Annotated in this window: 16 protein-coding genes; 11 read left to right on the plus strand and 5 right to left on the minus strand. The window is 73.4% G+C overall.

The window, feature by feature from the left end:
• Window positions 1-14 precede the first annotated feature (14 nt).
• The gene (locus D7231_RS08430; protein WP_120754314.1) at window positions 15-770 is read right to left on the minus strand and encodes an SDR family oxidoreductase; all 756 of its coding nucleotides are present in this window, start codon (window positions 768-770) and stop codon (window positions 15-17) included.
• Window positions 771-903: 133 nt separating this feature from the next.
• Window positions 904-1185 (minus strand): hypothetical protein, encoded by a 282-nt coding sequence (locus tag D7231_RS08435; protein WP_120754315.1) that lies wholly within the window; start codon window positions 1183-1185, stop codon window positions 904-906.
• Window positions 1186-1306: 121 nt separating this feature from the next.
• Between D7231_RS08435 and D7231_RS08440 the strand changes: the two genes are divergently transcribed.
• Entirely contained in the window at window positions 1307-1681 is a 375-nt protein-coding gene (locus D7231_RS08440; protein ID WP_120754606.1) for an arsenate reductase family protein, read from the plus strand.
• Window positions 1682-1778: 97 nt separating this feature from the next.
• Window positions 1779-3632, plus strand: a complete 1854-nt coding sequence (locus D7231_RS08445) for a glycoside hydrolase family 15 protein (RefSeq protein WP_120754316.1) — start codon at window positions 1779-1781, stop codon at window positions 3630-3632.
• 47 nt (window positions 3633-3679) lie between these two features.
• Here D7231_RS08445 and D7231_RS08450 read toward each other — a convergent pair whose 3' ends face one another.
• Both D7231_RS08450 and D7231_RS08455 read right to left on the minus strand, forming a co-directional pair.
• Window positions 3680-4432 carry an SDR family NAD(P)-dependent oxidoreductase gene (locus D7231_RS08450; RefSeq protein ID WP_120754317.1) on the minus strand — a complete coding sequence of 251 codons (753 nt, stop codon included), beginning with the start codon at window positions 4430-4432 and terminating at the stop codon, window positions 3680-3682.
• A 34-nt stretch (window positions 4433-4466) separates the two neighbouring features.
• Complete coding sequence (locus D7231_RS08455; RefSeq protein ID WP_120754318.1) at window positions 4467-5093, minus strand: HAD-IA family hydrolase; 627 nt, start codon at window positions 5091-5093, stop codon at window positions 4467-4469.
• 183 nt (window positions 5094-5276) lie between these two features.
• Between D7231_RS08455 and sph the strand changes: the two genes are divergently transcribed.
• The 9 genes from sph to D7231_RS08500 all read left to right on the plus strand — a co-directional run bounded on the left by sph (window position 5277) and on the right by D7231_RS08500 (window position 17736).
• Window positions 5277-6254: a sphingomyelin phosphodiesterase gene (sph, locus tag D7231_RS08460; protein WP_120754319.1), complete on the plus strand. Its 978-nt coding sequence runs from the start codon at window positions 5277-5279 to the stop codon at window positions 6252-6254.
• Window positions 6255-6337: 83 nt separating this feature from the next.
• Entirely contained in the window at window positions 6338-7300 is a 963-nt protein-coding gene (locus tag D7231_RS08465) for a DUF6891 domain-containing protein (RefSeq protein WP_120754320.1), read from the plus strand.
• 388 nt (window positions 7301-7688) lie between these two features.
• Window positions 7689-8297: a winged helix-turn-helix domain-containing protein gene (locus tag D7231_RS08470; protein ID WP_120754321.1), complete on the plus strand. Its 609-nt coding sequence runs from the start codon at window positions 7689-7691 to the stop codon at window positions 8295-8297.
• Window positions 8298-8480: 183 nt separating this feature from the next.
• Window positions 8481-9788 (plus strand): sensor histidine kinase, encoded by a 1308-nt coding sequence (locus tag D7231_RS08475; protein WP_120754322.1) that lies wholly within the window; start codon window positions 8481-8483, stop codon window positions 9786-9788.
• Between the two features lie 154 nt (window positions 9789-9942).
• Entirely contained in the window at window positions 9943-10590 is a 648-nt protein-coding gene (locus D7231_RS08480) for a response regulator transcription factor (protein ID WP_120754607.1), read from the plus strand.
• 187 nt (window positions 10591-10777) lie between these two features.
• Window positions 10778-13933, plus strand: a complete 3156-nt coding sequence (locus D7231_RS08485) for an alpha-N-acetylglucosaminidase (RefSeq protein WP_120754323.1) — start codon at window positions 10778-10780, stop codon at window positions 13931-13933.
• A gap of 168 nt (window positions 13934-14101) precedes the next feature.
• Window positions 14102-14908: a tyrosine-protein phosphatase gene (locus D7231_RS08490; protein WP_120754324.1), complete on the plus strand. Its 807-nt coding sequence runs from the start codon at window positions 14102-14104 to the stop codon at window positions 14906-14908.
• Between the two features lie 98 nt (window positions 14909-15006).
• On the plus strand, window positions 15007-16950 hold the full coding sequence (locus D7231_RS08495) for a hypothetical protein (protein ID WP_120754325.1): 1944 nt from the start codon (window positions 15007-15009) through the stop codon (window positions 16948-16950).
• A gap of 84 nt (window positions 16951-17034) precedes the next feature.
• Complete coding sequence (locus tag D7231_RS08500; RefSeq protein WP_120754326.1) at window positions 17035-17736, plus strand: TetR/AcrR family transcriptional regulator; 702 nt, start codon at window positions 17035-17037, stop codon at window positions 17734-17736.
• 22 nt (window positions 17737-17758) lie between these two features.
• On the opposite strand, the gene pulA is transcribed toward D7231_RS08500, so the two are convergent.
• Window positions 17759-20332 carry a pullulanase-type alpha-1,6-glucosidase gene (pulA, locus tag D7231_RS08505; protein ID WP_338419826.1) on the minus strand — a complete coding sequence of 858 codons (2574 nt, stop codon included), beginning with the start codon at window positions 20330-20332 and terminating at the stop codon, window positions 17759-17761.
• Window positions 20333-20356 lie beyond the last annotated feature (24 nt).

The following is a 20356-nucleotide window of genomic DNA, read 5'->3' on the forward strand; positions in this document are numbered from 1 at the left end:
GGGGAAACCCTATGTCAGCGGGTGGTGTAGCCCCCGTTGATGAAGAGGGTCTGGCCGTTGAGCCACCAGCCGTCCGTCAGCAGGAACTTCACGTACGGGACGATGTCCTCGATCTTGGTGAGGTCGCCGTTCATGGACGAGGACTTGTGGTACGCGACGGAGTCGTCCGTCTCGGCCGGGTAGAAGAACGGGGTGTCCATCGGGCCGGGGGCGATGTTGTTCACCGAGATGTTCCGCCCGAAGAGCTCTTTGGAGAGGGCGCGGGTGAAGTGCTCGACGGGGGCCTTGCTGCCGGCGTAGACGGAGTAGAGGCCGGTGTACGCGGCGAGCAAGGAGGTCACGACGGTGACGATGGAGCCGTCGCGTTCGAGGCGTTTCGCGGCCTCGCGCATCATGAAGTACGCCGCCTTGCTATTGACGGCGAACATTTTGTCGAACTCCTCCTCCGACGTCTCGGTCATCGGCTTCTTGATGACCATGCCGGCGGTGTTCACCATGTGGTCGACCTTGCCGAACGCCCGCACCGCCGCGTCGAAGAGCTTCTCGACCTCGGCGACCTTCGTCAGGTCGCCCTGGTGGGCGAAGGCGTCGCCACCGGCCTTCTTCACGTCCGCGACGGTCTGCTCCGCCTTGTCGCGCGACGAGTCGCTGTTGTAATGGACGACGATCTTGGCGCCGTCCCGGGCGAGCTCGCGGGCGACGAGGCCGCCGAGGTTCTTCGACGCGCCGCCGATGACGACGACCTTGTCCTTGAGCGTACGAGCGGGCATGGGCCTCTCCCGGTGACGGTCAGTGGTCAGTGATGACCAGTGACGACATGACGAGCCCCTTGCCACGTTATGGGCAAGTCCGGGGGTTCGCATGCGGGCGCCGGCCGCGCCGGGAGAGGCCCTGCTGCACCTGTCAGTAGTTGGCGGCGTCGTGGATGAGGGAGCGCACCGCCCGGCACGTCGTGTCGGAGGGCGCGTGGACCCCGATGCTGACCGCCGTCGCCCTTATCCGGCGGTTGCTCGCCTGCTCCGGGCGGTACACCCCGGAGTGCAGGAGCGCGATCGCGAGGCGCATGGCCTTCAGCTGGCGGTTGTGGGACTCGTACCACGCGCGCGGCCGGCCCGCGGGCATCGGCTTCTTCGGCAGCGTGGCAAGGCTCGGGAGATCGGGAAGAGTGGGTGCGGCTACGGCCATCGACGTTCCTCCTGGAGGGGGGTCACAACCTCTCTCGTATGCCTTCAATTTTACTGCCCCCCACTGACAATCGCCCCAGCTCAGGCGGGATTTGACGGGGGTGCGCGGTACGGTGTGGGGCATGGAGATCTGGATCAATCCCGCCTGTTCGAAGTGCCGGAGCGCCATCAGCCTGCTCGACGCCGAAGGGGCCGGGTACACCGTGCGCCGCTATCTGGAGGACGTCCCCGGCGAGGACGAGCTCCGCGCGATGCTCGACCGGCTCGGCCTGGAGCCGTGGGACATCACGCGCACCCAGGAGGCGCCGGCGAAGGAGCTCGGCGTCAAGGACTGGCCGCGCGACGCGAGCGCGCGCGAGCAGTGGATCAAGGCCCTGGCCGAGCACCCGAAGCTCATCCAGCGGCCGATCATCACCGCCGACGACGGCACGGCGGTGGTGGCGCGTACGGAGGAGGCCGTACGGGAGGCGCTGTCACGGTCACAGCCCGCCGGCTGACCGGAGGACACGGGCAGAGACAAGCGCAGGCAGGCATCCGGCCGCCGTCGGCGGTATAACGGGTGGTGTGGCATGCCGCTCCGCGGAGGAGGGGCCCATGAAACCCGGCTACCTGCCCATCGAGGACCACGGGATCATCGGCGATCTGCACACCGTGGCGCTCGTCGGGGTGGACGGCACGATCGACTGGTGCTGCCTGCCCCGCTTCGACGCGCCCTCCGTCTTCGGGTCCCTGCTCGACGCCGACCGCGGCGGGTTCTTCCGCGTCACGGTGCGTGGCGCGGAGCGCACCAAGCAGATGTACATGCCCGACTCGAACGTGCTGCTGACCCGGTTCCTCGGCCGGGACTCGGTGGCCGAGCTGTACGACTTCATGGTGCCCGACCACCCGTCCTGCCCGGCTTCGGGCACCCGCCAGATCGTGCGGGAGGTGCGGGTGCTGCGCGGCCGGGCCGTGATCGACGTGTGCTGCCGGCCCGCGTTCGACTACGGCCGCGCCCCGCACACGGTCACGCCCGTCCCCGGCGCGGGCGCCGTCTTCGCGGGCCCGGCCGGCTTCCTCGTGCTGCGCTCCTCCGTGCCCCTGACGCCCGGCGACGGGGGCTCCGCCCGCGCGACGGTGACGCTGGAGCCCGGCCAGTCGCTGGAGCTCGCCGCGCAGTGGGACGGAGAGGGTGCCGTACGGGAGGGCGTGGTGCGCCCGCTGGACTGCGCGGAGGCCACGCGGCTGCTGGACACGACGCTCCAGTACTGGGACGGCTGGCTGCGGCAGTCGCAGTACCGGGGCCGCTACCGCGAGGTCGTCGAGCGCTCGGCGCTGGCCCTGAAGCTGCTGGTCTACCAGCCGACCGGCGCCCTGGTCGCCGCCGCGACCACCTCCCTGCCCGAGGCCCCGGGCGGCGGCCGCAACTGGGACTACCGCTACACCTGGGTCCGCGACGCCGCCTTCACGCTCTACGCGCTGATGCGGCTGGGCTTCACGGAGGAGGCCGCCGCGTTCATCGACTGGCTCCACCAGCGCTGCGCGCAGGCCCCGCCCGGCACCGGCTTGCAGGTGCTGTACGGCATCGACGGCCGCCCCGACCTGCCCGAGACGATCCTGGACCACCTCTGCGGCTACAACGGCGCGCGCCCGGTCCGGATCGGCAACGCCGCGGCCGGCCAGACCCAGCTCGACATCCACGGCGAGCTCATGGACTCCGTCTACCTGTACAACAAGCACGCCGAGCCCATCTCGTACGAGCTGTGGGAGGCGCTCGCCCGCCAGCTCGACTGGCTGCAGAAGAACTGGGAGGAGCCCGACGACGGGATCTGGGAGACCCGCGGCGGACGGCAGCGCTTCACGTACTCCGCGCTGATGACCTGGGTCGCCTTCGAGCGGGCCATGCGCATCGCGCGCCACCGCGGCATGCCGGCCCCCGTCGAGCAGTGGCGGGACACGGCGGCGGCCGCGTACCGGTTCGTGCAGGACCGCTGCTGGGCGCCGGACCTCGGCGCGTACTGCCAGTACCCGGACAGCCCGACGCTGGACGCCTCGCTGCTGGTGATGCCGCTGGTGAAGTTCTCCGGGCCCAAGGACCCGCGGTTCCTGTCCACGGTGCGGCGGATCGAGGAGGAGCTGGTCAGCGACAGCCTGGTGCACCGCTACCGGACCGACGGCAGCGACGGCCTGGACGGCGGCGAGGGAACGTTCAACCTGTGCTCGTTCTGGTACGTCGAGGCGCTCGCCCGCTCCGGGCGGATCGGCGAGGCCCGCTACGTGTTCGAGAAGATGATCACCCATGCGAACCACCTCGGGCTCTACGCCGAGGAGATCGGGCCCGCGGGCGAGGCGCTCGGGAACTTCCCGCAGGCCTTCACCCACCTCGCGCTGATCAGCGCCGCCACGAACCTGGACCGCGCCCTGGCCACGCACCACGGGCCGGCGGCGCGGCACTGGCACATCCGCTGAGAGGTACGCCGCTGCTGTGCCACGCGGCGCGGTGGCGGTGCGATGCCCTACGTGATCCCCGACAGCCGTCTCTCCACGGCCTTCGGGTCGGCCCTCCACACCCGCCCCACCTCGGCGGCGAACGCGTCCGGGAAGATGTCCTCTTCGCCCGCCTCCAGGCCGTCGAGCACGGCGGCGGCGACCTCGGCGACGGGCGCGCGCGGGAAGTCCCCGAACGCGGGCTCGTTGCGGGCGACGTAGTCGAGCATGTCGGTGTCGACGGGCCCCGGGAAGACGGCGTGGACGGCGATGCCGCGCGGGGCGAGGTCCGCCCGTACGGCCTGCGTCATCAGGTGCAGCGCGGCCTTGGAGGCCGGGTATCCGCCGAGCGACGGCGTGCCCCCGAAGGCGCCGATGCTGATGACGTTGGCGACGGCCCCGCCGCCGTTGCGCTCCAGGACGGGCACGAAGGCCCGGAGGACGCGCAGGGTGCCCAGGCAGTTGGTGCGCATCACGTCCTCGACGGCGCCGAGGTCCATGTCGAGGAGGTGGCCGACGGCGTGCGTGCCGGCGTTGTTCACGAGCAGGGTGACGTCGGAGGCCGCTTGCGCCGCGGCGTCGATCGTGGCGGGCACGGTGAGGTCCAGCGCCAGCGGAAGTACGCGGTCCGGGGCTTCGGCCACGACCGGTTCGAGGGCGGCCGGATTCCGCGCGGCGGCGTGGACGCGCCGGGCGCCGCGCGCCAGGAACGCGGAGACGAGCGCCCGTCCGATGCCGCGGTTGGCGCCGGTGACGAGCACGGTGGAACCGTCGATCTTCACTGAACTCTGCGTTCCTTTCGGTGGAGCCGGCCGGTCACCTCAGCGGGATCCGGAACAGCTCTTCGAGCTTCTTCACCGTCTCCGCGGGATCGGCGTCCAGGACGGTGGTCATGCCGAGGTCCTGGGCGGGCGGCAGGTTGCGGGCCGAGTCGTCCACGAAGACGCAGGCCTCGGCGGGCAGCCGCAGCTCCTTCAGGACGAGCGGGTAGATCCCGGGCTCCGGCTTGCGGAGGCCGTGGTCGCCCGAGAGCACCACGGCGTCGTACAGGGTGCCGAAGCCGTAGCCCTGGTAGGGGTCGTAGGGGCCGGAGCCGAGGCTGTTGGACAGGATGCCCACCTTGACGCCCGCGCGGCGGGCCGCCTGGCCGGCCGCGAGCATCAGGGGCTCGGGGCGGAGGTCGGCGAGGACCCGGCCGATCAGGTTGTCCGGGGCGACGCCGAGCAGTGCGGCGGTGCGTTCGTTCCACTCCGGCTGGCCGATCCGGCCGAGCTCCAGCTGCGCGTAGATCTCGCGCCCTTCCGGGTCCGTGGAGATGACCTGGAGGAACGCGTCGGGCGCGAGGCCTTCGCGCAGGCAGAAGGCCCGGGTGCACTCGGCGATCGGGGTGGTCAGGACGCCGCCGAAATCGAGCACGAGACCCTGGTGCGGGGGCGGGGGCATGGGAACTCCTCACGGTGGGTGGTGCACCGCATCTCTTCCACTCTTCCAACGCACTCAACGACTCATGCGCGAACGCGACACGAAGACAGGACACGAGGGCGGAACACTAAGTCGTCGCCCCGCGTAGGGGAATTGATCACCGTAAGGATGTCGGGAAGTAACAGTGGCTGATTTGATGTTGCTATGCCGAACCTCAAGCCCGCGCTCACGATCACGCTCGCCACCGTCGCGTTCGCCGCTGCGGTGCCTTCGACGGCCGCTCAGGCCGCCTCGACCGCCGATGTTCCGGAATTGAAGGTGCTCACCTACAACACCTTCCTCATGAGCAAGAACCTTTACCCCAACTGGGGTCAGGACCACCGCGCCAAGGAGATACCGGCCGCCGGTTTCTTCCAGGGAAATGACGTCGTCGTCCTCCAGGAGGCCTTCGACAACGGCGCCTCCGACGCGCTCAAGGCGAACGCGGCGGGCTCGTACCCGTACCAGACGCCGGTCGTCGGGCGCGGCAAGGACGGCTGGGACGCCACGAGCGGGAATTACTCGTCCACCACGCCGGAGGACGGCGGGGTGACGGTGCTCAGCAAGTGGCCGGTCGTCCGCAAGGAGCAGGTGATCTTCAACGACGCGTGCGGTGCGGACTGGTGGTCCAACAAGGGTTTCGCTTACGTCGTGCTGAATGTGAACGGCGCGAAGGTGCACGTGGTGGGGACGCACGCGCAATCGACCGACGGCGGTTGCGCGGCGGGTGAGGCGGCGGCGGACCGGGCGAAGCAGTTCCGCCAGATCGGCGCTTTCCTCGACGCGAAGAACATTCCCGCGAACGAGCAGGTCATGGTCGCCGGTGACTTGAATGTGGACTCGCACGGGAGCGAATACGCGGCCCTGCTCGCGAATGCGGATCTCGCCCCGGCGACGGAGCGCACCGGCCACCCGTACTCCTTCGACACGAAGGAGAACTCGATCGCGGCCTACCGCTATCCGACGGACGGCCGCGAGGACCTCGACTACGTCCTGCACCGCAACGGCCACGCGCGCCCGGCGTCCTGGAAGAACACGGTGGTCAAGGAGTCGTCCGCACCGTGGACGGTCTCCAGCTGGGGCAAGGACTACACGTACACGAACCTCAGCGACCACTACCCGGTCATCGCCGGGAAGTCCTGACCCGCCTCGTTGTCAGTGGGGGGTGTCAGGATGCTCCTACGCGGGTCGCCGAACGGGGGGCGGCCCATCCGCGAGGGGGATCCATGCTGTCATCCGCGCTGCCCATCACCGTCAACACCGAGTCCGGAGAAGTACGTTCGCACGTCAGCGCCGAGGAGCTGGCGGGAGTCGTCGCGCGGCTGGGCGGGGAGGGCGACCGCTTCGCGGTGGTCGAGCGCATAGAGCGGGCGGCGGCGGACGCGGAGGGCGGCCAGGACCACTACATCCAGACCTGGCACGAGGACGGCGGGCCGTACGAGGTGGAGTACCGCGAGGGCACGGCCGAGCGGCACTTCGGGGTGCGGATGGAGAGCGCCGGCGAGGTGACGGCCGTGTTCGTGGCGTGGGCGCGGGGCGAGGAGGGGTGGGCGGACGGGTACGCCTGGGAGCAGGTCCGGTTTCCGGAGGAGGAAGGCGAAGACGCTGCGGAGCCGGATCCGGAGCTGCTGGCCGAGGCGGAAGCGGAAGCCGGACGGCTGATCCGGTGCGGGTTCGGCACGGCCGAGGAGATCACCGAGGCCGTCTCCGACCACTTCCACGCCGACGGCGCCACCCCGCTCTCCGTGCCGGCTGCCCGCCGGATCGTGCGCCGCCTGTGGCGCGAGCGGCTGGCCGAGCAGGAGGGCTGGCCCGAGGTGACCGACGCCGACCGGGTCGCGGAGGCGTTCGCGGCGCTGAACGGCAGCGGTGTCACGGCCCGGATGCACTTCGCCTGCTGCGGCAACTGCGCCTTCACGGAGATCGGCGGCGAGGCCGCCGAGGGCGATCACGGCTTCGTGTTCTTCTACCACGACGACACCCGGCACGCCGCCGACGGCGGCGGCCTGCTGCTGACCTACGGCGCGCACGAGGACGAGGGAGACCAAAAAGAAGCCTCCGCCGCCGTGGGGCAGGAGGTCGTGGCCGCGCTCACCGCGGCCGGCCTGTCCTCGAAGTGGGACGGTGATCCGGACCGGGCGATACGGGTCGAGCCGCTGGAGTGGCGCAGGCGGCTGCCGGCGGCGTGATCGCCTCGCGGGGGCCGGTCCGCCCGCCCCCGCTTTCCGGAGTCGATTGCTCCGTATTTTCCGGACCCTTCGCGGGTGGCGGGCATCACGCCAAGGTTGCGTATCCGCCTGCACCCGGAGTCTGCTGCGCCGTCGCAGGTCATGCTTCAATAGGGGCATGGCCAGCTTCCAGAACACCGCGACGGGTCGTTTCGACCTCGAGCCCTTCTGGCCTTCCCGTCAGCACGACGACTTCGACCGAGTGTGTTGCCGCGCGACTTCCGCGCAGGCCCTCTCCTCCCGCTGACCCCCACGTCGAAGTCAGCCGCCGGTCCCCGGTCCCGGCCAACGGCCCCGCGCACACGCACGTCCCCTCGACGGTCTCTCGCGCGAAAGAGCTGAGCTCTCCATGACGAACCTCCGTACCCTCACCGTGCCCGCCCCGTCCACCGCGGCCACCGCCACGGCCGGCTCCGCCGCCCCGCACGCCACGACCCACTCCCCGCACCCCTCGCATACCGCGCACCGTCACCGACTCCGGGCCGTCTCGCCGGACGAGGTGCCGCCGGTCGCCGAGCTGCTGCACTCCGGCGCGGCCACCTGGATGCCGGCGCCGCAGCACACCGTGCCGTCGCTGCCCGGCCAGCCGCCGATGATCGGCTATCTGGTGCTCGTCCCGGCCGAGCAGCAGGCCCCCGAGGCCGCGCCCGCCGCCACCCGCGGGGACGCGCTGGTGAGCATCGACCCCGAGCAGCGCACGGCCAGCGTGGCCGGGCGCCGGCTCGACCTCACGTACCTGGAGTTCGAGCTGCTGGCCCACCTGGTCGCGCACCCCCACCGGGTGCACACGCGCGACCAGTTGGTGACGACCGTGTGGGGCTACGGCCACGTGGGCGACGGCCGGACCGTGGACGTCCACGTGGCCCGGCTGCGCCGCAAGATGGGTGCCGAGCACCGCGCGTCGATCGTGACCGTCCGCCGGGTCGGCTACAAGTACGCGCCGCCGGCCGGCTACTGATCCGAACCGGCTGCCCGGCGCCCCCGAAGACCCGGTTCCGTCGGCAAACCCCGAGGTCAGAGGGTGGGGCTAGGTACACCATCGCCGGGGCGGCACCCCCCGTGACGATCATGAAGCGGTCGTCCACACTGGTTCCCGGGCCCGGTCCGCGGGCCCGGGAGCACAGCACCAGGGGGACACCGGATGAAGAAGATCGGCAACGCACTGCTGAGCGCGGCGCGCGGCCTATGGCTGGCGATCTTCGGCTTGGTGGCGTCGATCCTGCTGTTCGTGCTGACCGTGCTCTCGATCGCGTTCACACTCCTGGGCATCGGCCTGTTCACCACCCCCGTGGCCGTGGGGGCCCATAGGGCCCACGCCTCCCTGCGCCGCCGCCAGGCGAAGGCCTGGGCAGGGGTGGAGATCCCCGAGCCGTACCGCCCGCTGCCCGCACGGCGCCCCGGCCTCGCCGGCCAGGTGGAGCTCTGCACGGCCCTGCTCAAGGACCCCGCCACCTGGCGCGACCTGCTGTGGCTGCTGGTGGACGCGACGGCCGGCACGCTGCTGGCCATCCTGGCGCCCGTCCTCGTGCTGTACCTGCCGTGGGGGATCGTGCTGGCCCTCGGTGTCTGGGAGCCGATCGAGCGGGCCGGCGGTGGTCTGTGGTTCACGTTCCTCCACATCACCGACCAGTCCACCGCCCATCTGGCGGCCCCGCTCGGCCTGGTCTGGGGAGTCCTGGGCGCCTTCCTCGCCCGGCCCCTGCTGCGCGCGGACTTCCTGCTGGCCAAGCAGCTGATCGCGCCCGGCCCGGCCACGGCCCGGGAGCTCGAACTGGCCCGGCGCGTGGACCGGCTCACGGAGTCCCGGCACGACGCGGTGGACGACTCGGCGGCCGAGCTGCGCCGCATCGAGCGCGACCTGCACGACGGCGCGCAGGCCCGCCTGGTCGCCATGGGCATGAGCCTGGGCACGATCGAGGCGCTGATCGAGAAGGACCCGGCCCGCGCCAAGCAGCTCGTCGCCGCGGCCCGTACCAATTCCGCCGAGGCCCTGGCCGAGCTGCGCGACCTGGTGCGGGGCATCCACCCGCCGGTGCTCGCCGAGCGCGGCCTGGCCGACGCCCTGCGGGCCCTGGCGCTGCGGATGCCGCTGCCCGTCGAGGTGGACGTCGAGCTGGCGGGCCGGGCCGAGGAGCCGGTCGAGACGGCGGCGTACTTCGCGGTCAGCGAGGTGCTCACCAATGCCGCCAAGCACTCGGGTGCCCGGCGGGTGTGGCTCGACGTGCACCACGCGGAGGGCATGCTGCGGATCTCCGTGACGGACAACGGCCGCGGCGGGGCGGTCGCCCCGGCGGACGCTGCCACGAGAGGTGCGGCAGCGCGCGCGGCGGGCTCCGGGCTCGCCGGCATCGAGCGGCGCATCGGCACCCTGGACGGCGTGCTGGCCGTGAGCAGCCCCGCCGGCGGGCCGACCATGGTCACCATGGAGATTCCCTGCGTCCTGCGCTGACGCGCCGGCGGAGAAAGAGGGCCGGGGCCGCCGCCCCGGCTCCCCGCGCGTCCGCGGCATCGGCGACGATGAGGGCGAACCACCTGCCCGCCCCCGCCCGCCCGGGCCACCCGGAGCGCCCGGGGGCGCTGTCCTCGCCGACGTTGGAGTGCCCGTGCGCGTTGTGATCGCCGAAGACCTGTTCCTGCTGCGGGACGGTCTGGTCCGGCTGCTGGAGGCGTACGACTTCGAGATCGCGGCGGCGGTGGAGAGCGGCCCCGAGCTGTCCCGGGCCCTCGCCGAGCTGCGGCCGGACGTGGCGGTGGTGGACGTACGGCTGCCGCCGTCGTTCACCGACGAGGGCTTGCAGTGCGCGCTCGCCGCGCGGCGGGAGACGCCGGGCCTGCCGGTGCTGGTGCTCTCCCAGCACGTGGAGCAGCTGTACGCGCGGGAGCTGCTCGCGGACGGCAGCGGCGGCGTCGGCTATCTGCTCAAGGACCGGGTCTTCGACGCCGACCAGTTCGTGGACGCGGTCCGCAGGGTCGCGGCGGGCGGTACGGCCATGGATCCGCAGGTCATCTCCCAGCTGCTGTCGCGGCGGGCGCAGGACCGGCCGATGGGCGGGCTGACGCCGCGCGAGCGCGAGGTGATCGAGCTGATGGCCCAGGGCCGGTCGAACGCGGCGATCGCCGCGCAGCTGCACGTGACCGAGCGGGCGGTGGCGAAGCACACGTCGAACATCTTCGGGAAGCTCGGTCTGCCGCCGTCCGAGGACGACAACCGCCGCGTCCTCGCGGTGCTGGCGTACCTCGACCGGGGCTGAACGGCTCCTGACCGCCTAATGACCACCTACTGACCGAATCCGAGCCACTCTCCACCGGGGCTGACCGGCCGACCGCTCGGCCGATCACGGCTGAACGCCGAGCGCGCCCCATTGCTCCCTCTGGTGACGCCGGTTAACGTGCGCCGCGCACGCGTCCGTTGTCGCATTCAGCACAGTGGAGAGCGCTATGACCGATCAGCCGACCCGTCAGCCGACCGATCAGCCGAAGCCGTCGAGACGCCTGCTGCTGGGGGCCGCGGGTGCGCTCGGTGCCGGGGCCGCCCTCGCGTCCCACGCGCCGCCCGCCCGGGCCGCGGACCGCCCGCCGTTCGGCACCGCCCCCGCCGCCGCGGCCCTCGTGCGGCTGCTGGGCGCCGGGCACGCGGAGCAGTTCCAGCTGACCGCGCTCGCGCCCACCGAGGGCGAGGGCCGGGAGGACCGCTTCGAAGTGACCGGCCGCACGGGGCGGATCGAGGTCGCCGGCACGAGCCCGGCGGTGCTGCTGACAGGGGTGCACTGGTACCTCAAGTACGTGTGCGGAGCGCACATCACCTGGGGCGCGCGCCACGCCGACCTGCCGCGCAGCCTCCCCGCCCCGGCCCGCCCGCTGAGACGGGCGAGCAGGCTCCGGCACCGCTTCGCCCTCAACGACACCAACGACGGCTACACCTTCCCGTACGCCGACTGGCCCTACTGGGAGCGGATGATCGACGTCCTCGCCCTGCACGGCTGCAACGAGGTCCTCGTCATCAGCGGCCACGAGGCGGTCTACCAGCGCGTCCTCCTCGACTTCGGTTACAGCGACGCCGAGGCCCGCGCCTGGCTGCCCGCCCCGTCCCACCAGCCGTGGTGGCTCTTGCAGAACCTCAGCGGCTACGGCGGCCCGCTCGGTCAGAAGCTCATCGACTCCCGCGCCGCCCTCGGCGCCCGGATCACCGCCCGGCTGCGCGAGCTGGGCATGGCGCCCGTGCTGCCCGGCTACTACGGCTCCGTGCCGGAAGGTTTCTCCTCCCGCAACGCCGACGCGCGCGTCGTCCCGCAGGGCACCTGGCACGGCTTCCGGCGCCCGGACTGGCTGGACCCGCGCTCCGGCGCATTCGCCCGCGTCGCCGCCTCCTTCTACGACCACCAGGCCCGTCTCCTCGGCCCGGCCGGGCACTTCAAGATGGACCTGCTGCACGAGGGCGGCACGGCGGGCGACGTGCCCGTCGCGGCCGCCGCGCAGGCCGTCGAGAAGGCGCTGCGCACCGCGCACCCGGACGCGACGTGGGTGATCCTCGGCTGGGAGGACAACCCGCTGCCGGAGCTGCTGGGCGCCGTGGACCGCCGGCGGATGCTGATCGTCGACGGCGTCTCCGACCGCTTCACGGGCGTCACCGACCGCGAGAAGGACTGGGGCGGCACCCCGTACGCCTTCGGCAGCATCCCCAACTACGGCGGGCGCACCACGCTCGGCGCGAAGACGCACGTGTGGGACGAGCGGTTCTTCGCGTGGCGCGACAAGCCGGGCAGCGCCCTGGCGGGCACGGCGTACATGCCCGAGGGCGCCGACCGCGATCCGGCGGCCTTCGAGTACTTCTCCGAACTGGCGTGGCTGGAGAGCGCGCCGGGCCGGGCGCAGTGGTTCGGCGCGTACGCCGCGTTCCGCTACGGCCGCGGGGACAAGGCCGCGCGGGAGGCGTGGACGGTGCTGGGCGAGACCGCGTACCGGCAGAACGCCCCCGGGCGCAGCGACCCGCACGACAGCCTCTTCGCCGCCCGCCCGGCCCTCGGGGCGGACCGCGCCGCCGAGTACGCGCCGGGCGCCCCCGCCTACGACCCCGTCCGCTTCGACGCCGCCCTCGGCGGACTGCTCGGCGTCGCGGCGGGCTTGCGCGGCGCGGACACGTACCGCTACGACCTGGTCGACGTGGCCCGCCAGGCCCTCGCCCACCGCAGCCGGCAGCTCCTCCCCCAGCTCAAGGAGGCGTACGCGCGCAAGGACCGCGCCGCCTTCCGCGTCCTGTCCGCGCTGTGGCTGAAGCTGATGCGGCTCGCCGACGACGTCGCGGGCACGCACCGGGCCTTCATGCTCGGCCCCTGGACCGCCGCCGCCCGGGCGATGGGCTCCGACGCCGACGAGGCCGCCGAGCTGGAGCGCACCGCGCGGGTGCTCATCACCGTGTGGGGCGAGCGGAGCACGTCCGACGGCGGCAAGCTGCACGACTACGCGAGCCGCGACTGGCACGGCCTCGTGGGCGACTTCTACCTGCCGCGCTGGCGGCGCTGGCTGGAGGAGCTGGACGACGCCTTGCGGGTGGGGCGGGCGCCGCGGGCCGTGGACTGGTTCACGGTGGAGGAGTTCTGGACGCGCGAGCGCACCGACTACCCGCAGCGGCCGGTGGGCGACCCGTACCGTACGGCGGCGCGCGTGCGGGACACGTTGGCCGCCCTGCCCTACCAGGGGACGCTCGCGAGCACGCTCGACCCCGTGGCCGTCGCGCCCGGCGGCACGGCGGCGCTCTCCGCCGCGCTCACCAATGCCAACGGCTTCCGCGCCACGGGCCGCGTCGACCTCGCCGTCTCGGGCCTGCCCGCGGGCGCGCAGGGCCCCACGTCGGTGCCGCGGCTGGAACCCGGCACCACGCTGTCGGCCCGCTGGCGCGTCACCGCCCCCGCGGCGCCGCTGGAACGGCCGTTGCAGCCGCTGCCGTACGAGGTGAGCGCGCGCTACGGGCCGCAGGGCGAGGAGCCCGTGCGGGCCGTGCGGGCCGGAACGCTGTTCCTGGCCGGCCCGCTGTCCGCCGGCTGGCGCACGGTCACCAACAACGCCGCCGTCTTCGGGCAGTTGGGCGGGGACCGCTTCGCGATCGACGGTTCCGGCGACGACCTGTGGAAGCGGACCGAGGAGTTCGGCGCGGTGTACCGGGCGGGGGCGCTGGGCGTCGGCGCGAGCGTCCGGGTGCGGGTCCTCAGCCAGACCGACACGAACAACTGGGCCCGTTCGGGCATCATCGCGCGGAACGCGCTCGGCACGCGGTGGTCGGCGGGAGCGGTGAACCTCGCGGTGACGCCCGGGCAGGGCGTCGTCCTGTCGTACGACGCGAACGGCGACGGCACGTTCGACGCCTACCGGCAGGTGGCCGGCGTCCGCGCCCCGGTCTCCCTGCGGCTGACGCGCACGGGGCCCGGCGAGTTCGCCGCGGAGTACGCGACGGACGGCACGACGTGGCTCCCGGTCGCCACGGCGAAGGTCCCCGGCACGGCCGCCGCCCAGGATATCGGCCTGTTCCTGACGGCGGGCAACGACGGCAGCGGGGCGAGGGGGACGGCGCAGTTCGCCGGCTGGTCGATGACGCCGTAGGCGGCCCCGGCGGCGCGGGGCGCCCGACCGCCCTTGGCCTCGACGTCGCGCTACGTGAGGGGTGCGGGCGCGAGCTTCGGCTCTGTTGGGCACAATAACAGTAGATAAACGGCAGATATCTGATCAATATCAGACACGCTGTGCGCTACAGACACAGGAGACGCCCGCATGCCGCAGTTCGACGCCTCGACCATCATCAACCTCCGTGACCTCGGAGGCATCGCGCTGACCGGCGACTCCGCCGTCCGCCCCGGCCTGCTGCTGCGCTCGGGCCAGCTCGACCGGCTCGACCCCGCCGCCGACCCCGCGGTCGCGGCCCTCGGCATCCACACGGTCGTCGACCTGCGTACCGAGCACGAACGGGAGGAGCGGCCCGACCAGGTCCCGGCCGGGGCCCGGCTGATCGTCGCCGACGTCATGGCCGGCAGCGTGGCGGCCCGCGCCGCCGCCGCGGGCGACGGCGTACCGGCCAGGCTCGACTCCGTGCTGGGCAGCCCCGCCGTCGCCGAGGAGCACCTGGGCAGCGGCAAGGCCGAGAAGCTGCTCTGCGACTCGTACCGCTCCTTCGTCACTTCGGAGTCCGCCTGTTCCGCCTACGCCCGCCTGCTGTCGGCGCTCGCCGAGCCGGACTGCGGCCCGCTGCTGTTCCACTGCACGGCGGGCAAGGACCGCACGGGCTGGGCGGCCGCCGTGATCCTGCTGCTCCTGGGCGCGGACGAGGAGACGGTCCGCGCCGAGTACCTCGCGGTGAACCCGGCGGTGCGGGCCGCCTTCGCCCCGCTCAGCGACCGGTTCACCGCCGCGGGCGGCGACCCGGAGATCGCCGACGCCATCCTCGGGGTGCGCTCGGCGTACCTGACGGCGGCGCTGGAGGAGATGGAGCGCACCTACGGCGGCGTGGAGGCGTACGTCCGCGGCGGCCTGGGCATCCCCGACGACGCGGTCGACCGCATCCGGGCCCGCTGCATCGCCTGACGCATCCCGGGGCCGGGGGCACACCCGGGGGGCGAGGTGACACCGGGGCACGCCCAGGGGTGAGGTGACCATCTCACCATTCACTCGTTCTATGGATCGTGGAGCAGCAAGCGACAGCCCCCCGCCCCCTCCCCGGCCCCGTCGACGTCGAGCAGGCCGAAGCCGCGCTCATCGAGCACTACCCGCGCCTGGTGCGCCTCGGGTATCTCGTCCTGCCGCCGTCGCTGGGCCGCAACCGCCGCGTGCTGACCGCGCACGCCCTCGTCCAGCGGGCCCTGCCGCGCAACCGCGTCGCGGCGGACGAGCAGGCCGGGCTCGCGGTGCCGGCGCCGCGCGGGCCCGGCGGATCCCCGGGCGACCCCGGCTACGCCTACGTGCGGCTGCGGGTGCTGCGGTCGGCGCTGGAGGCCGGCCGGCCGCGCGGGCGCTGGCAGTTGCCGCGCCCGGGCCAGCTGCCGCCGCTGCTGCCGCAGGTGTGGGGGCTGCGGCTGTTCCCCCGCTCGGGCGGCGCCGACGAGCTCGCCCTGGACCAGGGGCTGGCCACCCTGTCCGGCCCGGGCCGGGCGGCGTACGTGCTGCGCGCCCTGGAGCTGCCCGCGGACCGTGACGTCCGGCAGGTGCTGGCCGCGGCGGGCGTCGAGGACCCGGGGGCCGCGGTGCTCGAAGCGGACGGGCTGCGCACCCCGCCCGGCAGCCGGGACGGCTCGCTGCTGGAATCCATGGAGTTCGACCCCTGCTCCCTCCAGGCGCGGCCCACCGATCTGATGCGCCGCCGCCACCACACCCGGGCGGCACTCGCGGCCGTCGCGGCGGCCGCGGTGTGCGGGGTCCTCGTGGCCCTGCCGGGCGACGGCTGGGGCCCGGACGGCGCCGCCGCCCCGCCCTACGCGCAGAACGCCGCAGCGCAGCAGGCCCTCGACCCGGCCAAGCTGACGAAGGCGGCGCCGGGCGCCTGGAAGACCGCGGACCGCCCCGGCTTCGCCGCCTGGCCCGCCCGCGGCAACCGCCTCGGCGACGAGGAGCTGCTGCGCCGCGCGCTCGCCGTCTGGGCCCGCCCGGGCCGTACGGTCCAGGTCACGGCCACCCCCGGCACCCCGTCCGGCCCGGCCGCCGGCCCGCCCCAGCTGCTGTACGCGGGCGAGGTCGGGCAGGCCGCGGTCGTGCTGCTCCACGACGGCCTGCGCGTCGTGCGCTACGCCGAGTCGAAGGACGGCGACACCGGCGCCGCGGCCCTGGACTTCGCGCGGACGGACGCCGCGGACGCCGGCACGGCGACGGCCGTCGTCGTGGGCCGCGCCGACAACAACGTCCGCTATCTGACCGCCCCTTGGGTCGACGACGTCTCCGTGCGCGACCTCCTCAGGCCCGGCGACGCCCCGATCCCGCTGCACCGCGACGCCGACGGCGTGACGGACCCGACGCCCAGCCCGGCCCCCGGCAACGACTGCAACGGCTGGCCCGCCCTGCAGATGGGCGGCCGCCTCGTCACCGACCTCGGCGAGCTGGCCCCCGCCCTCCTCACCACGGGCACCCCCGCCGCCCCTCGCGACGTGAGCGGCGACGGCGGCCGGGCCGGCTGGGCCCACGCCGCCTGCCACCTCCAGACCATGCGGGGCCAGGGCGTGCGCTCGGTCAACGCCTGGCCGTTCGCGGCCCAGCAGCTGCCCGGCGGGGCCGGCAGCGCCGAGTGGACGTGCGCCCGCGCCGAGACGTGGCGGGGCGCGGGCAGCCGGGCACTCGCCCTGTTCCAGCCGCCGGGCACGCGGGCCGGGGCGCCGGCCACCGTCGTCGCCCGCGCCGAGTCCACGCCCGCCTGCGGGGCCCGCGACCCGCACGTCCTCGCGGGCGTGCTGTGGAAGGCCGCGAGCGGCACGTGGTACGCCCTGGCGGCCGGCGGCGGCGACGTCCGGTCCATCACGGCCTCGGGCGGCGTCCACGGCACCGCCGCCGGCGACCGGCTGGCCGTCCCGGCGAAGGCCGGGGCCCAGGCCGAGCTGAGCGCCCGCCTCGCCGACGGAAAGCGGATTTCCACTCTGCGATAGCGCCGCTCCAAGAGCTGAAATACAGTCAGCAGGCCGGAAACCAAGGCGGGATGGCGGTTTCCGGTCTGCCCTAAGATGACCGCCATGAAGACCGGGATACGTCGCAGGATGGGTGTCGAGCAGCGCCGTGAGCAGCTGATCTCGGTCGCGCTCGAACTCTTCGGCCGGCGGGCCCCGGACGACGTCTCCATCGACGAGATAGCAGCGGCGGCCGGGATCTCCCGGCCGCTCGTCTATCACTACTTCCCCGGCAAGCAGAGCCTCTACGAGGCTGCTCTCAGCCGCGCCGCGGAGGAGCTCGCGGCCCTCTTCGACGAGCCCCGCGAGGGCCCCCTCGGCGCCCGGCTGCTGCGCGTGATGAATCGCTTCTTCGACTTCGTGGAAGTGCACGGCACGGGCTTCTCCGCCCTCATGCGCGGCGGCCCCGTGGCGGGTTCCGGCCGCACGTGCGCCATGATCAACAGAGTGCGGCGGGCCGCGTACGACGAGATGCTCGCCCACCTGGGCATCCCCTCCCCCGGCCCGCGCCTGGAGCTCGCCCTCCGCTCCTGGATCTCCCTCACGGAGACGACGGCCCTGCTCTGGCTCGACGGCCGCCGCGTCCCCCGCGGCGACCTGGAGGTGCAGCTGGTCCACGCCTTCGCGGCGCTCGCCGCCGTGGGCGCGGCGAGCGACGACGACATGGCGGCCGTGCTGCACCGCATCCTGGAGGACGAGCCGGCCGACGGGCCCTTCGCGGACCTCGTCGACCGTCTCGGCGCGGCGGCCCCTCAGCCGGCCCGCTGACGCACCGGCGGTTCCGGACGCCCTAGCCGGCCTTGAAGACGGCGACGGTGCGGGCGGGGACGGTGAACGTGCCCGTCGCGGGCGCATAGGCCGCGGCCTTGACGGCGGGGTCCGCGCCGGACGCCTGCACCGGGTGCAGGGCGTAGGACGTGCCCGAGAGCGCCGCGACGCGCTGGTCCTGCGACTGCGGAGTCGCGTTGAAGACGACGACCAGGTCACCGAGGCGCATGGTGACGACGCCGGGCGTCTCGTCCGGGCCGGACAGCGGGAACGACAGCGCCGCCTGGACGGCCTCGGTGGTCGCGAGGCCGAACGCCTTCTCCGTCGTACGGATGCGCAGCAGGTCGCGGTAGGCGGCGGAGGCCGCCTCGACGGGCCCGCAGCCGGCCTTCAGGGCCGGGTCCGCCAGCAGGGGCCGGGCGTAGGGCCACTTGGTCTCGTTGTCGCGGGCCGGGGGCAGGCCGCGGCCGAAGCCGTTGCCGTCGGCGCAGTCCCAGTGGATCGCGTTGAACCAGTCGCCGCTGTCGTACGAGTTGCGGTCCAGCGACTTCGAGCGCAGCCGGTCCGTGCCGGCCTGGGAGAGCGCCGGGCCTTGCGACAGGGCGGCCGTGGCCATGGCGAGGACCTGTGCGCGGGCCCGGTCGGCGGGCCGTGTGGACTGCGGGAGCTTGAAGGCGAGGGCGTCGTAGAGGGTCTCGTTGTCGTGGGCGTCGGCGTAGGCGAGGGCGTCGCCGGGGGCGGCGGCGTAGCCGGCGGGCGAGCCGTTGTAGTCGACGTCGGCGCCGCGGACGCCGCGGCCCGCGGAGTCGGTGAAGCGGTAGCCGGCGAGGTTGCCCGTCAGGCCGACCTTGAGGAGGTCCTGGTCGTGCAGGAGCCGGGCGCGCTGCTCGGCCGGGGTGCCCTGCGGGGCGGCGTTGGGGTCGTTGAAGAGCCCGGAGGCGAAGCCCTGCATGCGCGGGTCGGCGTCGAAGGGGCCGCCGCCGCGGACGGCGTCGCGGGCGCGGTCGGAGAAGGTGGCGATGCCGGTGCCGGCCATGTTCTTCTGCGTGGCCTGGACGAAGCGGGCGTCGTTCGCGGCCTCGCCGAAGTTCCAGCCCTCGCCGTAGAGGATGACGGACTTGCCGTCGACGCCGTCCTTGCCCGGGGTGAGCGCGTCGAGGGCCTTGCGCACGGCCAGGATGTTGGCCTTGGGGTGGTGGCCCATGAGGTCGAAGCGGAAGCCGTCGACCTTGTACTCCTTCGCCCAGGTGACCACGGAGTCCACGACGAGCTTGCCCATCATGGCGTGCTCGGGCGCGGTGCCCGCGCAGCAGGTCGACGTGGCGACGCCGCCGTCGTCCATGAGGCGCTGATAGTAGCCGGGCACGATCCGGTCGAGGACGGACTTGTCGTCCTGCCCGGCCGCGGCGGTGTGGTTGTAGACGACGTCCATGACGGTGCGCAGGCCGGCGCCCGCCAGGCCCTGGACCATCCCCCGGAATTCGCGGGTGCGGGCGGGGCCGTCCGGGTCGGAGGCGTACGAGCCCTCGGGGACGGTGTAGTGCAGCGGGTCGTAGCCCCAGTTGTACGCGTCGCGCGCGGCGGTGCCGCGGACGCACTCCTGCTGGCGGTCCGAGTCCGCGGGGAGGGCGGCGAGGTCGCAGGGCGGGGTCGCCTGGTCGGCGCGGCGCTCGGGGACGGTCGCGAAGTCGAAGGCGGGGAGGAGGTGGACGTAGGAGGTGCCGGCGGCGGCGAGGGCCGACAGGTGGCGCATGCCGGGGGACGTGCGGTCGGTGAAGGCGAGGTAGCCGGCTCTTTGATCGAAGTCGCGTATGTGCAGTTCCTGGATCTGCGCGTCGCGCAGCGGTACGGCCTTCGGCTTGCGCAGGCCGCGCCAGCCCGGCGGGGCCAGGGCCGGGTCGGCGAGGTCGGTGACGAGACTGCGGGCGGAGTCGGCGGTCAGGGCCGTGGAGTACGGGTCCGTGACGAGGTTGGTGACCACCTTGCCGGCGGCCGGGGCGTGCACGGTGACGGCGTAGCGGTAGGGCTTGCCGGCCCAGTCGCGGCTGCCGGACGCGCTCCAGACACCGCTGCCGGCGTCGCGGTGCATGGGGAGGGTGCGGCCGTCGAGTTCGAGGGCCACGTTCCGGGCCGTGGGGGCCCAGACGGAGAGGGTGGGGCGGCCGTTGCGGAACGACGGGCCGAGGGTGGCCTTGGTGGCCACGGCCGCGTACAGGTCATCGAGGACGCCGGGTGTCTGGACGCCGGTGGTGACGTCGCCGGCGACGGCCGTGAGGGCGCCCCTGAGCGCGGCCCGCTCCTGATCCGGGGTCTCCTTGACGCTGTAGGCGTCGTATCCGGCGAGGTGGGGGAACTTCGTGCGTTGGGCGGCCGTGAGGCCGCCGGGCCGGGCGGTGAGGGTGAAACTGCCGCCGTCGTGGAGGAGGCGGTGGGGGGAGGTAGGGTCGCCCAGGCCCTTCGGCCAGGCGACGGTGGTGCGGTCGATCCACTGGGCCTTTGCCCCGGTGGGGGGCGGGGATTCGGCGTGGGCGACGCCGGTCCCGGCCAGCGGGAGGGCGAGGCCTATGGCTGCCGCGAGCGTGGCTAGGCGTTTCACGGAAGGCTGCTCCTTGGCTGAGGT

Source organism: Streptomyces klenkii, from assembly GCF_003626645.1.
Classification (GTDB): Bacteria; Actinomycetota; Actinomycetes; order Streptomycetales; family Streptomycetaceae; genus Streptomyces; species Streptomyces klenkii.

Bases quoted from the DNA above. Each gene is read 5' to 3' on its own strand.
- D7231_RS08435 (WP_120754315.1), bottom strand. From the start codon at position 1,185: ATGGCCGTAGCCGCACCCACTCTTCCCGATCTCCCGAGCCTTGCCACG.
- D7231_RS08500 (WP_120754326.1), top strand. From the start codon at position 17,035: ATGAAGACCGGGATACGTCGCAGGATGGGTGTCGAGCAGCGCCGTGAG.
- D7231_RS08440 (WP_120754606.1), top strand. From the start codon at position 1,307: ATGGAGATCTGGATCAATCCCGCCTGTTCGAAGTGCCGGAGCGCCATC.
- D7231_RS08485 (WP_120754323.1), top strand. From the start codon at position 10,778: ATGACCGATCAGCCGACCCGTCAGCCGACCGATCAGCCGAAGCCGTCG.
- D7231_RS08490 (WP_120754324.1), top strand. From the start codon at position 14,102: ATGCCGCAGTTCGACGCCTCGACCATCATCAACCTCCGTGACCTCGGA.
- D7231_RS08455 (WP_120754318.1), bottom strand. From the start codon at position 5,093: ATGCCCCCGCCCCCGCACCAGGGTCTCGTGCTCGATTTCGGCGGCGTC.
- D7231_RS08465 (WP_120754320.1), top strand. From the start codon at position 6,338: ATGCTGTCATCCGCGCTGCCCATCACCGTCAACACCGAGTCCGGAGAA.
- D7231_RS08445 (WP_120754316.1), top strand. From the start codon at position 1,779: ATGAAACCCGGCTACCTGCCCATCGAGGACCACGGGATCATCGGCGAT.
- D7231_RS08430 (WP_120754314.1), bottom strand. From the start codon at position 770: ATGCCCGCTCGTACGCTCAAGGACAAGGTCGTCGTCATCGGCGGCGCG.
- sph (WP_120754319.1), top strand. From the start codon at position 5,277: ATGCCGAACCTCAAGCCCGCGCTCACGATCACGCTCGCCACCGTCGCG.
- D7231_RS08470 (WP_120754321.1), top strand. From the start codon at position 7,689: ATGACGAACCTCCGTACCCTCACCGTGCCCGCCCCGTCCACCGCGGCC.
- D7231_RS08475 (WP_120754322.1), top strand. From the start codon at position 8,481: ATGAAGAAGATCGGCAACGCACTGCTGAGCGCGGCGCGCGGCCTATGG.